The organism is Mongoliimonas terrestris, from assembly GCF_001927285.1.
Classification (GTDB): Bacteria; Pseudomonadota; Alphaproteobacteria; order Rhizobiales; family Pleomorphomonadaceae; genus Chthonobacter; species Chthonobacter terrestris.
In genome coordinates this window covers 466,952-481,541 of sequence record NZ_MSIG01000001.1, presented here as the reverse complement: position 1 = coordinate 481,541, position 14,590 = coordinate 466,952, and the positions used below count along the sequence as shown (strand labels likewise).

The window sequence follows — 14,590 nt, the reverse complement described above, 5'->3', positions numbered from 1 at the left end:
ACGGACACCCCATAATGACGGAAGAGCCCAATTCCATGTCGATCGCCCTGGCGGCCGACATCGTTGCAGCCTATGTGAGCAACAATTCAGTACCGGTCTCCGAGTTGACCGGTCTGATTGGCAGCGTCTATCAGGCTCTGTCGAAGGCGGGGCGTAAAGAGGTGGAACCAGAACCGCAGCCGCTCGCTCCCGCGGTCTCCATCAAGAAGTCCGTCACGCCCGACTACATCGTGTGCCTGGAAGACGGCAAGAAGTTCAAGTCGCTCAAGCGTCATCTGCGCACGCACTACAATCTGTCGCCCGACGAATATCGCTCCAAGTGGAACCTGCCGGCCGATTATCCGATGGTGGCGCCGAACTATGCGGCGGCGCGGTCGGAGCTCGCCAAGAGCATGGGCCTCGGCCAGCAGCGCAAGCGCGCGCCGGAGCCGAAGGTGGCCGCCACCCGCGGGCGCAAGAAGACCGCCGCCTGAGCGGCCGGACATCGACTGTCGAAACGCCGAAAGGGCGGGCCAAGGCCCGCCCTTTTCCATGCCGAACCCTGGCATGGCGACCGCCCTTCAAGGCCGCGGCGCGCCCGTTCGGCCGGTTTGAGGTGTGAAGGCCAGGGGCGTGGGTGCGTCGACCGCGGTGAGGCCCGCCTCGTGGCCGCCGGCCCGCGACGGCCCAAAGGTTGCTATGCTGCGGGCGATCAGAGCGGCCCGCGACCGGGTCCGCCCGAAGCCGGAGCATTTCCATGACCGATCTCGTCGCGCTTGCCTATCTGTCCGGCGCAGAGGCCCTTGGCCGGTTCCGCGACGGCAGCCTGTCGCCGATCGATCTCATGGAGGCGGTGATCGCGCGGGCCGAGGCGGTGGAGCCCACGGTCAACGCCATCGCGGAGCGCTATTACGACGCGGCCCGCGCGGCGGCGGCCGCCGCCGACGCCCTTTACCGGTCGGGCGGCGCCACGCGGCCGCTCGAAGGGCTGCCGCTCGCCGTCAAGGAGGCCGACAAGCTCGCCGGCACCCGCCGGCCGAACGGGTCGCTGCTCCACAAGGACAGGGTGGACCAGCGGAGTGCCCCAGTGGTCGAGCGGCTCGTCGACGCCGGCGCCATCCCCCACATGAAGACCACGGTGCCGGAGTTCTGCATCCTCGGCGCCACCCATTCGCGGCTCTACGGCGTCACCCGGAATCCCTGGAATCCGGCCTTCGGGCCCGGCGGATCGTCGGGTGGGTCCGGCGTGGTGCTGGCGACCGGCGGGGCGACGCTCGCGACCGGGTCCGACATCGGCGGGTCCATCCGCATCCCGGCGTCCGCCTGCGGGGTGGTCGGCTACAAGGCGCCCTACGGCCGCAATCCGGCCCCGCGCGGGTCGAACCTCGACACCTACGGGCATTATGGGGTGATGGCCCGGACGGTGGCGGACGTGGCGATCATGCAGAACGTCGTCTCCGGCCGGCATCCGGAGGACATCGCCACCGTGGCCGAGACCGTGGTTGTGCCGACCGCGGCGCCGGATGGGCTGAAGGGGCGGCGCATCGCCTATTCGATGGATCTTGGCGCCTACGAGGTGGACGAGGGCGTGCGGGCGGCGACGCTCGATGCGCTGTCGCTCCTGCGCGACCTCGGCGCTACGCTAGAAGAGGTCGACCTCGGCTGGACCACCGACATCATCCGGGCGGCGGAGAAGCATTTCGCGCACGGCTGGGGCAACACCATGGCGGCGAACTTCGCGGCGGACCGGGCCTTGATGACCGACTATGCCGTTGATTATGTTGAGATGGCCCTGAAGGCGACGGTGGCCGACTACCACGCCTCCAAGCGGACTGAATCCATGATGTACGCCAGCTTCGGCCCGCTCATGGAGCGGTTCGACGCCTTCGTCTGCCCGACCCTCTCGGTGCCGAGCGTCGCCGCGGACTTCGTGCCCGGCCGGGTGCCGGTGGTGGTGAACGGCACGGAGCGGATGCTGACCGACGACGAATGGGGCATGACTTCGCCGTTCAACACCCTCAGCCGCTGCCCGGTGCTGGCGGTGCCGAGCGGCTTCCACCCGAACGGGGTGCCGACCGGCATCCAGATCGTCGGCCGGACCTTCGACGACGTGTCGGTTTTCGAGATCGGCCTTGCCTTCGAGGCCGCCCGCCCCTGGCTCCAGCCGGACCGGCGCCCGCTGGTCTGATTGCGTTTTCAACGACTTGGCGGATCCCGGCATGGCGGACGCGGCAGCCATCGACGCCCTTCTCGCCCGCATGACGCTCGCCGAGAAGATCGGCCAGCTTAACCTGGTGACGCCGGGCGGCGATACGCTGACCGGCGCCGTGGTCAATTCGGATGTGGCCGAGAAGGTGCGGACCGGCCGGATCGGCAGCATCTTCGGGGTGAAATCGGTGGCGGCGGCCAGGGGGTTCCAGACCCTGGCCTTGCAGTCTCGCCTTGGAATCCCTCTGCTTTTTGCCGAGGACGTCATCCATGGCCACCGGACGATCTTTCCCCTGCCCATTGGCCTTGCGGCAAGCTTCGACCCGGACCTTATCCGCCGGACCGCCCGGATCGCCGCCGACGAGGCGAGCGCCTGCGGCATCGATCAGGTCTACGCCCCCATGGTGGACGTCTGCCGCGACCCGCGCTGGGGCCGGATCGCCGAAAGCCCCGGCGAAGACCCCTATCTGGCGAGCCGCTACGCGGCCGCAATGGTCGAAGGATTTCAACGAGATGACCTGACCCGGGCCGACGCCGTGATGGCCTGCCTGAAGCATTTCGCCGGCTATGGCGCCCCCGCCGGCGGGCGCGACTATGCCGGCGCCGACATGAGCCCGGCCCGGCTCCACGACGTCTACCTGCCGCCGTTCCGCGCCGGGGTGGCGGCCGGCGCCGGCAGCGTGATGGCGGCTTTCCATGCCTTGAACGGCATCCCGATGCACGCGCACCGGCGGCTGATCGCGGGCTGGCTTCGGGATACGCTCGGGTTCGACGGATTACTTGTAGCCGATTATACCGGTGTAGCCGAGCTTGTAGCGCATCATGTAGCGGTCGACGGCGCCGCCGCCGCGCGGCTGGCGCTTGGCGCCGGGATCGATCTCGACATGGTGTCGGAGCTCTTCCTCGACACCCTGGAAGCCGCCGTGGCGGCCGGCGAGATCGAAGAAGGCCTTGTGGATCAGGCCTGTCGGCGTGTGCTCCGGGCCAAGGCCCGGCTCGGCCTCCTCGAGGATCCGTTCCGGCGCATCGACCGGGACCCGGCCGGACAACGCCTCGTCACCCGGGCGAACCGGCGGGTGGCGCGGGCGACTGTCGCCGATTGTAGCGTGTTGTTGTCGAACGGGGCCGGTCTCCTGCCGCTGTCGCCCCGATCGACGGTCGCGCTAATCGGCCCGCTCGCCGACGATCGGGTCAACATGAGCGGCACCTGGGCGGTGTCGAGCCGCCCGTCCGACGTGGTGACGATCCGCGCCGGGATAGCGCGCGCGCTCCAGGGGACAGGCCGCCTCATCCACGCCAAGGGCTGCCACCTGGTGGAGGACGCCGTCCTCGCCGCCCGGCTCAACGTGCACGACGGCCAGGAGAAGTCGGTGCCGGACGATCCGCGGTCGGCGGAGGCGCTGCTGGAGGAGGCCCTGGCGGCGGCCCGGCGGGCCGACGTGGTGGTGGCGGTGGTGGGGGAGGCCAAGGACTATTCGGGCGAGGGCGCCTCCCGCCTCGACCTCCGCCTGCCGGCGCCGCAGCTGCGGCTGCTCCGCGCCTTGAAGGCGAGCGGCCGGCCGCTGGCCGTGGTGGTGCTGACTGGCCGCCCGCTGGTGCTGGTGGAGGAGGCCGGACTCGCCGACGCGCTGCTGGTCGCCTGGTTTCCAGGCACCGAGGCCGGCAACGGCCTTGCGGACGTGCTCTTCGGCGAGGCCGAGCCGGCCGGCCGTCTGCCGGCGACCTTCCCCTTCCACGAGGGCCAGATCACGGTCGCCTACGGGGAGCCGCCGACCGGCCGACCCTTCCGCGACCGGTTCGAGAAATTCCGCACCGGCTATGTGGACATGCCCGACCGGGTTCCCCACGACGACGGCCTCTTCCCGTTCGGCTTCGGTCTCTCCTACACCCGCTTCGCCTATGGGCCCGCCCGCGCGGACCGGGCGGTGCTGCGGCCGGGGGAGAGCGTGGAGGTGAGCGTGGCGGTGCGCAACGTGGGGCCGCGCGCCGGCCGGGAGGTGGTGCAGCTCTATCTCTCGCCGCCGCCGGGGCCGATCGCCCGCCCGCGGCTGATCCTCCGGCGGTTCGTCAAGCTCCAGCTTCGGCGCGAGGCCGAGGCGGTGGCGCGCTTTCGCCTCTCCCACGCGGATTTCGCGGCCTCGGCGGCGGAGACCGTGGGCGATGCGGCCGAATGGGTGGCGCCCGGGCCCTACCGTCTCCTGGTCGGGCCGCACAGCCGGGCGCTCCATGGCGTCACGGTGGTTGTGGAGCCCCTCCCCGGACCCGTGCGCGGGCTCTGATCCCCGCCGCCTCGGCCCGGCCCCTTTCGACCGCTCCTTGTGCGTTTCGTCACAGTCGCCGGCGCGCCGATGGGCGACCGTCCCCTCCTCATCGGCCCTTGCGGGCGCGCCTTCCGGCGTCCGCGGGCTGGTCCAGAGACGAAGAGGGATGGATGATGTTCTCCTGCGGCTTCTATGCGGCGCGCGCTCCGCGCCGGCCTGTCCGACGCGCCTCCACCACGGCCACCACCTGGACGATGGGGCCGGCGCGCCTCAGCGCCATGGTCTGGCTGCTCGCCGACGGCGACGGCAGCGACTGCCCCACGGTGTCGATCCCCGTCAGCCCGGACGACGACCGGCCGGCCGTCTACTACCGCGACCCGCTGCTCTGAACGGACGCATCGACAGGCCGGCCTTCGCCTTGCACGGAGGCGAGGGGCCGGGCCTTTGCGCGCCCGCGATCAGGCGCCCTCCCCGTCCGGCGCGGCGCCCTCGGGCACCGAGGGCAGGCCGGCGCCGAGGGCGAGGACGTCGGTCAGCACCAGCCGGCCGTCCGCCTTCTCCACGAGGCCGGCGCGGGCGAGTGCGCCGAGTTCGCGCGTCACCGCCTCCCGGTGGGCGCCGATGCGGGCGGCGATCTCCGCATGGGTGAGGTCCGGCGTCACCACCGCGCGGCGGGACGCCCGGCCGGGGGCCGGGACGGCGAGCCGCAGCAACTCCGTCCGCACCCGCTCGGCGATGGTGAGGCTGGCGAACTCGTGCACCCGGTCGTCCAGGTGGCGGATGCGCCCGACCAGGACGCGGAGCACCGCGTCGCAGACCGGCGGATAGCGGTGGACCAGATCGAGGAAGACCGCCGGCGAGAAGACGAGGGCGGTGACCGGCGAAAGCGCGATGACGCTCGCCGACCGGGGCCGGCCGTCGATGGCCGACATGTCGCCGAAAAGGGCGCCCGCACCGAGATCGCCGAGGATGAGCTCCCGCGTCTCGCCGAACAGCATCACCCGCACGCGCCCGTCGCGGATCACGTAGACGTCTCGGTCGTCGTCCCCGTGGGCGACGATCCACTGGCCGGCCTCGTGCCGGTCGACCCGCACCCGCCCGGCCACGGCGGCGAGCGCCGCCGGGTCGAGGCCGGAAAACAGCGGAACGGCGGCGACGATGCGGGCGCGGTCCTCGGTCGGCCGGGCGCTCATCGGGCCTGCTCCGCCGGCCGCGGAGCGGGTCGCGCGAAGAGCCGCTCGGGCGGCGGGAGCATGTTCGGCATGGGCGGCCTCGTCCGTCGACAGACGCATCAAGACGGCCACCATGCCTGGACGTATGCATCTTGCAAAGTGCGTGAGACCGGCCCCCGGCCGGCCCAAGCGTCGCCTACCGCGCCGGGACGGCGGCGACGACGGTGATCTCCACGTCGGCCTTCATCATCAGGGGCGCGGCCACGGTGGTGCGGGCCGGGAAGGGCGCCTTGAATCGGCGGCGATAGACGGCGTTGTAGGCGTCGAAGTGGTCCGGGCTCGACAGGTAGACCGTGGCCGAGACCACGTCGTCGAGGGTGCCGCCGATCTCGGCGAGGGTTTCGGCGATGCGGTCGATCACCAGGTCCACCTGGGCGCCGACGTCGGCCGGCACCTGGTCGTCGGTGTCGGCCGGCACCTCGCCGGCGAGGAAGACGAGGTCGCCGACACGGCGGTAGAGCGACAGCGGCAGATCATCCATGGGGGCGGTCCCTTCTGCGGGGCGGCGGAGACGCCCGCCGCCCGATCCCGTGCGGTCTACGGCCTGCCGGCCGACCTGTCGAGGCTTGCAAGGAGGAGACAGGTCGGCGCGGCAGCCCGGGATGGGCGGCGGGGATCGGGCGGCGGAGCCGCGACGGCCGGGTGCATCGCCCTTGGGACAAACGGGCTCCGGCGCCTTCATGGGCATTTGGCGGGCACTGGACGGCGCCGGGCGGTCGCCAGAGAGGCATCGGGCCCGGATCGGGGGCAGGGCCGCCCGGTTCGGCGTCTGGTCCGCTCCTTGCTTTCCCGTACGGACAGTTACGGACGGCGTGTCCGCGGCGCCTGACCGGGAGAGACATGATGGCCGAGATCCTGCTCGAGGACGTCTGGAAGGAATACGGCGACAGCATCATCCTGGAGCGGATCAACCTGAAGCTCGACGACAACGAGTTCCTCGTCATCGTGGGGCCGAGCGGTGCCGGCAAGTCGACCCTCCTGCGCATGCTGATCAGCCAGGAGATCCCCACCCGCGGCCGCATCCTGATCGACGGCAAGCCGATCGCGCCGGAGCCCATGCGGGACCGGGGCGTGGTGTTCCAGCGTTACTCCGTCTTCCCGCACATGACCGTCCTGCAGAACGTGATGGCCGGGCCCCAGTGGATGGCCTCGCCCGTGTTCGGCAAGCTGTTCGGCGCGGCCAGGCGCAAGCTCGTCGAGCGGGCGGACGCGCTCCTGGAGCGGGTCGGCCTCGGCGCGGCGCGGGACAAGTATCCGGCCCAGCTCAGCGGTGGCATGCAGCAGCGCCTCGCCATCGCCCAGGCGCTGATCATGGAGCCGAAGGTGCTGCTCCTCGACGAGCCGTTCGGCGCGCTCGATCCAGGCACCCGCAAGCTGATGCACGTGCTGGTGCAGGAGCTGTGGGAGGAGAACGCCATGACCATCGTGATGGTGACCCACGACCTGCCGGAGGCCTTCTTTCTCGGCACCCGGGTGATCGCCGTCGACAAGCCGCGCCGCGACCCGCAGGCGCCGGAACGCTACGGCGCGACCGTGACGCAGGATTTCGCCGTGCGGCCGCGGATCATCCGCGAGAGCCGCCGCCGCGAGGCGATGCGGACCGCCGGAACCCTGGTGACCTTCCCGGGCACCGGGCCGGCCGCCCGCGCCGACCGGGAGGCCATGGCCATCGCCGCGCAGTAGCGGACGGTCCGCGCTGCGCGGCGGGTCCGGGAACGCCCGGCGCCCTTCCCGGTTGGGTCTCGACGCCGTCGCCCCGCGGCGACGCGACCCGACCGGGAAGAGGAGCCCGCCATGACGGCCCACGTCGACCCCCGCCACCTGAAGGACCGGCCCGCCGCCGGGGCATGGCCCGGGCTTTCGCCGGCGCCGATCGGCCGGAAGACCCGATCGGACCATGGCTCCGGGGCCGCGCGCCTGTCGGACCCGATGCCGGGGCCGGATCCTGCCCCGCCGACCGGACCGGCCGTGCCGCCGCGCCTGCCTTTCCCGCCACCCATCGACGAGCCCGGCCACCCGATTGTGCCGCCTGATGATCCCGACGGTATGCCGGACGAGATCCGTCAACCGCCGGACGACCCCTTCCCCGGCGCGCCGGTGGGAGACCCGATGCCGGACGACCGGCCGCTTCAGGATCCGGTGGACGACCCCGACCGGATCGCGCCGCCGGGCGAACCGGCATCCATGAGCGCCCTGTCGGTCTGATCCGGCCGCCTGATTTACGGGCATGTCCGGCCCTTTGCCGGGAAAAATCCGCCAACGGAGGCCGCTGCGGGCGCCTCCGCTCTGGACGCGCGCGGGTTGACGGGGCAAAGACTGTCGCCACGAAGGCCGGTGGGGTTCGGCGATCCGGCGACGGGAGACAGACGATGCTTCAGACGTGGCGCTGGTTCGGGCCCGAGGACCCGATCCCCCTCGACCATGTGCGCCAGGCCGGCGCCAGCGGGGTCGTGACCGCCCTCCACCACATCTACGACGGCCGTGTCTGGACCCCCGCCGACATCGAGACCCGCAAGGGGATGGTCGAGGCGGCGGGGCTTGCCTGGTCGGTGTGCGAGAGCATTCCGGTGCACACCTCCCTGAAGCTCCGCGCGGGGCCGTGGCGGCGCTACCTGGACAACTGGAAGGACAGCCTCGCCAACCTCGGCCGGGCCGGCATTCCGGTGGTCTGCTACAATTTCATGCCGGTGGTGGACTGGACGCGCACCAACCTTCGCCACCGCATGCCCTCCACGGGCTATGCGCTGCGCTTCGAGATGGTGGACTTCGTCGCCTACGACGTGTTCGTGCTGAAGCGCAACCGGGCCGAGACGGACTATCCGCAGACCCTGGTGGACGCCGCCCTGGAGCGGTTCGAGGCCATGGACGAGGCGGCGATCGCCACCCTGGAGACCACCATCATCGCCGGCCTGCCGGGCGGCGAGGACAGCTACACCCGCCAGGGCATCGCCGAGCGGATCGCCGCCTTCGACGACATCGGCCAGCACGAGATGCGCGAGAACCTGCTGGAGTTCCTGAAAGAGGTGGTGCCGGTGGCCGAGGACGTGGGCGTCCGCCTCGCCATCCACCCGGACGATCCGCCGTTCTCGCTGTTCGGCCTGCCGCGCATCGTCTCCACCGCGGAGGACGCCCGCGCGGTCCTCAAAGCCGTGGACCGGCCGGCCAACGGGCTGACGCTCTGCGCCGGGTCCTACGGCTCACGGGCCGACAACGACGCGGTGGCGATGGCCGAGGCCTTCGCGGACCGCATCCACTTCGCGCACCTGCGCAACGTGACGAAGGACCAGGACGGCTCCTTCACGGAGTCCGATCACCTTGACGGTGACGTGGACATGGTGGCGCTGATCAAGGTGCTGATGACGGAGGAGCGGCGCCGGGCAGCGGACGGCCGGGCCGACGCGGTCATCCCCATGCGGCCGGACCACGGCCATCTGCTCGCCGACGACATCGGCAAGACCACCAACCCGGGCTATTCGCTGATCGGCCGTCTGAAGGGCTTGGCGGAACTCCGCGGCGTGATGACGGCGGTGGACGCGCTGCTGCCGGCGTAGGCGGAGAAGCGGCGGGCCGCTGACGGGCGGCCCGCGTCTCTTCAGTGGGTCAGGCGACCCTGGTCCTTTCAGCTGCGGGTCAGGCGACCCTGGTCCTTTCAGCTGCGGGTCAGGCGACCCTGGTTTTTTACCTGGCGGGTCAGGCGACCCGCTGGGCCGCCGGGATCGCCGGGGTGGCGATGGCCCGCCCGTTGGCGTCGAACACGTGGCAGACCAGGGGATCGACCATCAGCGTCACCCGCTCGCCGTGGGAAACCTTGAGCTGACCGTCGACGGAGGCGTTCAGGGTGTCGCCGGCGTGGTTGACCGTGTAGAGCACCGTCTCGCCGCCGAGGTGCTCGACGAGCTGCACCGTCACCTCACCGAGCCGCTCGCCGCCCTCGGCGCCGACCGTGAGGTGCTCCGGCCGGACCCCGAAGGTGACCGCGGCGCCCGGCGCGGCGGCGACCTTCAGCCCCGGCAGGCGGACGCTGCGGCCGGCGATCGACAGCACCGCGCCGCGCTCGTCCGCGCTCTCCACGGTGGCGGCGATGAAGTTCATCTTCGGCGAGCCGATGAAGCCGGCGACGAACTGGGTCGCCGGGCGGTTGTAGAGGTCGAGCGGCGCGCCGACCTGCATGACGTTGCCGTCCTTCAGGACCACGATCTTGTCCGCCATGGTCATCGCCTCCACCTGGTCGTGGGTGACGTAGATCATGGTGTTGCCGAGCTCCTGGTGGAGCTTGGCGATCTCCACCCGCATGGCGACGCGGAGCTCCGCGTCGAGGTTGGAGAGCGGCTCGTCGAAGAGGAAGATCTTCGGCTCGCGCACGATCGCCCGGCCGATGGCGACGCGCTGGCGCTGGCCGCCGGAGAGCGCCTTCGGCTTGCGCTGCAGATAGTCCTCGATCTTCAGGATCTTCGCCACGTCGCGCACGCGCCGGTCGATCTCGGCCTTCTTGTAGCCGGCCGTCTCCAAGCCGAAGGCGAGGTTCTTGTAGACCGACATGTGCGGATAGAGGGCGTAGGACTGGAACACCATGGCGATGCCGCGCTTGGAGGCCGCCACGTCGTTCATCCGCTCGCCGTCGATCAGGAGGTCGCCGCCGGAGATGGCCTCCAGGCCGGCGATCATCCGCAGCAAGGTCGACTTGCCGCAGCCGGACGGGCCGACGAAGACGGTGAACTCGCCCGGCTCGATCTTCAGGTCGATGCCGTGGATGACCTCCGCGGACCCGTAGCGCTTCAGGATCTTGTTGAGGACGATGGTCGTCGCCATGGGGTGTCTCCTCCGGAAGGCGGGGCGTTGCGGGCGGCGGCCGTCAGGCCGCGTCCGGTCGCCAGCTCCTGTATCTGGGGTGGTCGGCGCCGATCGGCAGCCTTACGTCGAGGCCGGTCTCGGCGGACGTGTAGAAGGCGGTGGCAAGCTCCAGCGACCGGCGCGCGTCGGCGCTCGTCACCGGCAGCGGGCCGCGGCCGCAGAGCGCGTCGTGGAAGGCCCGCATCTGGCCGCCGAAGCGCCGGCCGACGGGCTCGTAGTCCTTGAGGACCTCGGCGATGCGGGCGGCCACGTCGTCGTTGGCCGGCAGGATGACCCACGGGTCGTCGCCCGGCGAATAGCAGCCGCCGCCGCTTTCGAAGGTGACGTTCTGGAACGCGAGCCGGAGCCGGCTGATCTCGTCCTGCGACCCGAGGGTGACGCTCGCCGAGACGAGCGCGCCGTTCGCCATCAGCCAGGAGGCGGAGACGCAGTCCTCCACCTCGATGGCGTTGACGCGGGTGGCCACGCGGGCGAACAGCGCCGAGACGTCGCCCATCAGGAAGGTCATCATGTCGTGCTGGTGGATGGCGTGGGTCATCAGCGCGCCGCCGAGTTCGGTCGCCCACTTGCCGCGCCAGGGCACGTCGTAATAGTCGGCCGTCCGCTTCCAGAGCGTCTCCACCGTGCCGAGATAGGGCTTGCCGGCGATGCCGGCGTCGATGATGCGCTTGGCCTTCTGGACGCCGTCGCCCCAGCGGTACTGGAAGATGGGCATCAGGAGGCCGCGGCTCTCCTTCTCCACCGCGATGACGTCGTCGGTGTCCTTGAGCGATCCGACCAGCGGCTTTTCGCAGACCACGTGCTTGCCGGCCTGGAGCGCCTGGATGACGAGGTCCTTGTGAGTCGCCGGCGGGGTGCAGACGTCGATGACGTCGAGGTCGTCCATGGCGAGGAGATCGGCGAACGCCCGGGTGCGCCGGGGCACGGCAAACTCGTCGGCGACCGCGTCGAGCCGCGCCTGGTCGAGGTCGCAGATGGCCAGGATGCGCCAGCGGGCCGGATCGGCGGCGTAGGCTTCCACGATGTGCGAGCGGCCGATGCCGCAGCCGACGACGGCGACGGTCTTCACCTCGGTGTTCCCTGGCATGGTCACGGGGGTGTTCACTTGGACAGGCTCCCGGTGTGGGTGGACTCGGCGAGGGCCTGGGCGCGGAGCGCCAGCTCCATGGCCTTGAAGCAGCGGGCCTGCGGCATGGCGGTCTCGGTGCGATCGCGCGCGTCGGCGACGAGCTGCCGGCCGAAGGGCAGGTCCATGCCCTCGCAGTCGATGTGGTGGACGCCCTTGCGGTCGACGAGGAAGAGGTGGTCCTTGCCCGGTCGCCCGGCGATGTCGACGTACTTGCGAAGCTCGATATAGCCTTCGGTGCCGATGATGGTGAGCCGGCCGTCGCCCCAGGTGGGCAGGCCGTCCGGGGTGAACCAGTCGACCCGGATGTAGCCGGTCTGGCCGGCGTCGGTCGCAAGATGCATGTCGCCGAGGTCCTGCAGGCCCGGCGTGTCGGCGTTCGCCCGGTTGCCCACCATGGCGGAGAGGATGCGGGCATCCTCCGCGCCGGTGAAGAACAGGAACTGCTCGCACTGGTGCGAGGCAATGTCGGTGAGGATGCCGCCATAGCGGTGCCGCTCGAAGAACCAGCCGGGCCGCTGGGGCTTGCGCAGCCGGTGCGGGCCGAGCCCGACGGTGTTGACGACCGCGCCGATCGCCCCGGCCTGGACGAGCTCGCCGGCCTTCACGGTGACGGCGGTCTCGAAATGCTCCGAATAGAGGATGGAGACGATGCGCTTCGTCTCCGCCTGCACGGCCTTCACCGCCTCCAGCTGGTCGAGGGAGGTCATGCCGGGCTTGTCCAGCATCACGTCCTTGCCGTGCCGCATGGCCGCGATGGCGATGTCGGCCCGGTCGCCCGGGATGGCGGCGCTGACGATCATCGCAATGGAGCCGTCCTCCAGGAGCCGGCGCGGGTCGTCGACCCGGGGCACGGCGTAGCGGTCCGCGAAGGCGGCGGCGAGATCGTCCTCAGCCGCGTGGAAGCCGACGAAGTCCGCCCCGGCGGCGAGAAGAACGCCGACCTGGCCGTGGATGTGGTCGTGGTTGATGCCGATCACCGCGAAGCGGAGCGAGGCCATGGTGTGGATCCTTAAGCTGGCGCCCTCTTGGAACCGGCGCCGCGAGGCCGCCGGGCGGGGCGGATGAAAGGGCCGGCCGCCCGGGCGGTGTCGCCTCGGGACGGCCGGCGCGTCGGCGGCATCAGCGCTTCATGCCCGTGGTGGCGATCCCCTCGATCAGCAGGCGCTGGAAGAAGAGGAAGACCAGGAAGATCGGGATCAGCGACAGCACCGACATGGCGAAGAGGGCGCTCCAGTCGGACGAGCCGGTTGAGTCCACGAAGGAGCGGAGGCCGATCTGGACCGTGTAGGTGTTGATGTCGTTGAGGTAGATGAGCGGCCCGAAGAAGTCTTCCCAGGTCCAAAGGAAGGAGAAGATCGCCGCCGTGGCCAGCACCGGCATGGAGAGCGGCAGCATGATCTTCCAGTAGATGCGCCAGGGGCTGCAGCCGTCCATCATCGCCGCCTCGTCCAGCTCGCGCGGGATGCCGCGGAAGAACTGCACCATCAGGAAGATGAAGAAGGCATCGACGGCGAAGAACTTCGGCACCACGAGCGGCAGGAAGCTGTTCACCCAGTCGAGGTTGAGGAAGAGGATGTACTGGGGGATCAGCGTCACGTGGTAGGGCAGCATGAGCGTGCCCAGCATGATGGCGAACCAGAAATTCCGGCCGCGGAACTCCAGCCGCGCGAAGGCGAAGGCCGTGAGCGAGCAGGCCATCACGTTGCCGATGGTGGACAGCACCGCGATGACCAGCGAGTTCCAGAAGAAAGTGCCGAAGCTCACCGGCAGGCCGAACCAGCCACGCCAGTAGGCGCCAAGGTCGACCGTGGAGGGGATGAGCGACGACGAGCCGAAGATCTCCTCGGACGGGCGGATCGACCCGGACAGCATCCAGAGCAGCGGGTAGAGCATCAGGATGGAGGCGACGACGAGCGCCGTGTGGATGAGGACCGACCGGCTGACGGACGACCGGGCGGCGCCGTGGAAGGGGACGTCAGTCATCGTAGTGCACCCAGTAGCGCGCGCTGAGGAATGAGAAGGCGGTGAAGATGGCGATGATTACCACCAGCACCCAGGCCAGCGCCGACGCGTAGCCCATCCGGAAGAAGCCGAAGGCCTCCTGGTAGAGGTAGAGCGTGTAGAAGAGTGTCGAATTGATCGGGCCGCCGGTGCCTTCGGAGATGATGAAGGCGGGCGTGAACGCCTTGAAGGCGTCGATGGTCTGGATGACGAAGTTGAAGAAGATGACCGGCGTCAGGAGCGGCAAGGTGATCTTGAAGAACTGCCGCGTCTTGGAGGCGCCGTCGAGGCTCGCCGCCTCGTACATGTCGGTCGGGATCTGGCGCAGACCGGCGAGGAAGATGATCATCGGCGACCCGAACTGCCACACCGAGAGGATGACGAGGGTGTAGAGCGAATAGTTCGGGTTGGAGATCCAGCTCGGCCCGATGATGCCGAAGTTGGCGAGCGCCGCGTTGACGAGGCCGTCGGCGGCGAACAGCTGGCGCCACAGCACCGCGATGGCGACCGACGTGCCGAGGAGGGACGGCAGGTAGAAGATCGCCCGGTAGAGCGGCAGGCCGCGGATGCCGCGGTTGAACGCCATGGCGACGAGGAGCGCGAAGGCGAGCTTCAGCGGCACCGACAGCACCACGTAGAGGAAGGTGACCTTCATGGCGGCGGCGAACTTCGGGTCCGCCGTGGCGATCCGCACATAGTTGGCGGTGCCGACGAAGGTGGGCGACTGCAACAGGTCGTAGTTGGTGAAGGAAAGCCACAAGGACGCGATGGCCGGCCCGAGCGTGAGGCCGAAGAAGCCGAGCAGCCAGGGCAGCAGGAACAGGTAGCCGGGGGCGTTCCGGCCGAGCGCCCGCCGGATCCGGCCGGGGGACGCGATGCGTCCTCCGGCCGGGACGGCCGCTCCCAGGGATGTCTGGGAGGTCATCGGA

Annotated in this window: 14 protein-coding genes; 7 read left to right on the top strand and 7 right to left on the bottom strand. The window is 70.3% G+C overall.

Annotated features, from left to right (window positions below):
* Positions 1-14: 14 nt before the first annotated feature.
* From BUQ68_RS02030 to BUQ68_RS02015, 4 genes are all read left to right on the top strand, one after another.
* The gene (locus BUQ68_RS02030) at positions 15-473 is read left to right on the top strand and encodes a Ros/MucR family transcriptional regulator (protein WP_075214242.1); all 459 of its coding nucleotides are present in this window, start codon (positions 15-17) and stop codon (positions 471-473) included.
* A 263-nt stretch (positions 474-736) separates the two neighbouring features.
* Positions 737-2,167: an amidase gene (locus BUQ68_RS02025; protein WP_075214241.1), complete on the top strand. Its 1,431-nt coding sequence runs from the start codon at positions 737-739 to the stop codon at positions 2,165-2,167.
* A 31-nt stretch (positions 2,168-2,198) separates the two neighbouring features.
* Positions 2,199-4,466 carry a beta-glucosidase BglX gene (bglX, locus tag BUQ68_RS02020; protein WP_075214240.1) on the top strand — a complete coding sequence of 756 codons (2,268 nt, stop codon included), beginning with the start codon at positions 2,199-2,201 and terminating at the stop codon, positions 4,464-4,466.
* A 152-nt stretch (positions 4,467-4,618) separates the two neighbouring features.
* On the top strand, positions 4,619-4,837 hold the full coding sequence (locus BUQ68_RS02015) for a hypothetical protein (protein WP_075214239.1): 219 nt from the start codon (positions 4,619-4,621) through the stop codon (positions 4,835-4,837).
* Positions 4,838-4,906: 69 nt separating this feature from the next.
* On the opposite strand, the gene BUQ68_RS02010 is transcribed toward BUQ68_RS02015, so the two are convergent.
* The gene (locus tag BUQ68_RS02010) at positions 4,907-5,641 is read right to left on the bottom strand and encodes a Crp/Fnr family transcriptional regulator (protein WP_075214238.1); all 735 of its coding nucleotides are present in this window, start codon (positions 5,639-5,641) and stop codon (positions 4,907-4,909) included.
* A gap of 175 nt (positions 5,642-5,816) precedes the next feature.
* A complete protein-coding gene (locus BUQ68_RS02005) occupies positions 5,817-6,161 on the bottom strand; it encodes a RidA family protein (protein ID WP_075214237.1) in 345 nt (114 codons plus the stop codon).
* A 362-nt stretch (positions 6,162-6,523) separates the two neighbouring features.
* Between BUQ68_RS02005 and BUQ68_RS02000 the strand changes: the two genes are divergently transcribed.
* The 3 genes from BUQ68_RS02000 to uxuA all read left to right on the top strand — a co-directional run bounded on the left by BUQ68_RS02000 (position 6,524) and on the right by uxuA (position 9,231).
* A complete protein-coding gene (locus tag BUQ68_RS02000) occupies positions 6,524-7,363 on the top strand; it encodes an ABC transporter ATP-binding protein (protein ID WP_083656165.1) in 840 nt (279 codons plus the stop codon).
* Positions 7,364-7,474: 111 nt separating this feature from the next.
* Positions 7,475-7,885 carry a hypothetical protein gene (locus BUQ68_RS01995; RefSeq protein ID WP_075214236.1) on the top strand — a complete coding sequence of 137 codons (411 nt, stop codon included), beginning with the start codon at positions 7,475-7,477 and terminating at the stop codon, positions 7,883-7,885.
* Positions 7,886-8,049: 164 nt separating this feature from the next.
* A complete protein-coding gene (gene uxuA, locus BUQ68_RS01990; RefSeq protein ID WP_075214235.1) occupies positions 8,050-9,231 on the top strand; it encodes a mannonate dehydratase in 1,182 nt (393 codons plus the stop codon).
* Between the two features lie 139 nt (positions 9,232-9,370).
* Here uxuA and BUQ68_RS01985 read toward each other — a convergent pair whose 3' ends face one another.
* The 5 genes from BUQ68_RS01985 to BUQ68_RS01965 all read right to left on the bottom strand — a co-directional run bounded on the left by BUQ68_RS01985 (position 9,371) and on the right by BUQ68_RS01965 (position 14,586).
* Positions 9,371-10,489, bottom strand: a complete 1,119-nt coding sequence (locus BUQ68_RS01985; RefSeq protein WP_075214234.1) for an ABC transporter ATP-binding protein — start codon at positions 10,487-10,489, stop codon at positions 9,371-9,373.
* 43 nt (positions 10,490-10,532) lie between these two features.
* Positions 10,533-11,618 carry a Gfo/Idh/MocA family protein gene (locus BUQ68_RS01980; RefSeq protein WP_075214362.1) on the bottom strand — a complete coding sequence of 362 codons (1,086 nt, stop codon included), beginning with the start codon at positions 11,616-11,618 and terminating at the stop codon, positions 10,533-10,535.
* A 14-nt stretch (positions 11,619-11,632) separates the two neighbouring features.
* The gene (locus BUQ68_RS01975) at positions 11,633-12,658 is read right to left on the bottom strand and encodes a Gfo/Idh/MocA family protein (RefSeq protein WP_075214233.1); all 1,026 of its coding nucleotides are present in this window, start codon (positions 12,656-12,658) and stop codon (positions 11,633-11,635) included.
* A gap of 121 nt (positions 12,659-12,779) precedes the next feature.
* Positions 12,780-13,643, bottom strand: coding sequence for a carbohydrate ABC transporter permease (locus BUQ68_RS01970; RefSeq protein WP_075214232.1), 864 nt, complete (start codon positions 13,641-13,643; stop codon positions 12,780-12,782).
* Positions 13,636-14,586: a carbohydrate ABC transporter permease gene (locus tag BUQ68_RS01965; RefSeq protein ID WP_075214231.1), complete on the bottom strand. Its 951-nt coding sequence runs from the start codon at positions 14,584-14,586 to the stop codon at positions 13,636-13,638. Before BUQ68_RS01965 ends, BUQ68_RS01970 begins: the two co-directional genes overlap by 8 nt.
* Positions 14,587-14,590: the final 4 nt, after the last annotated feature.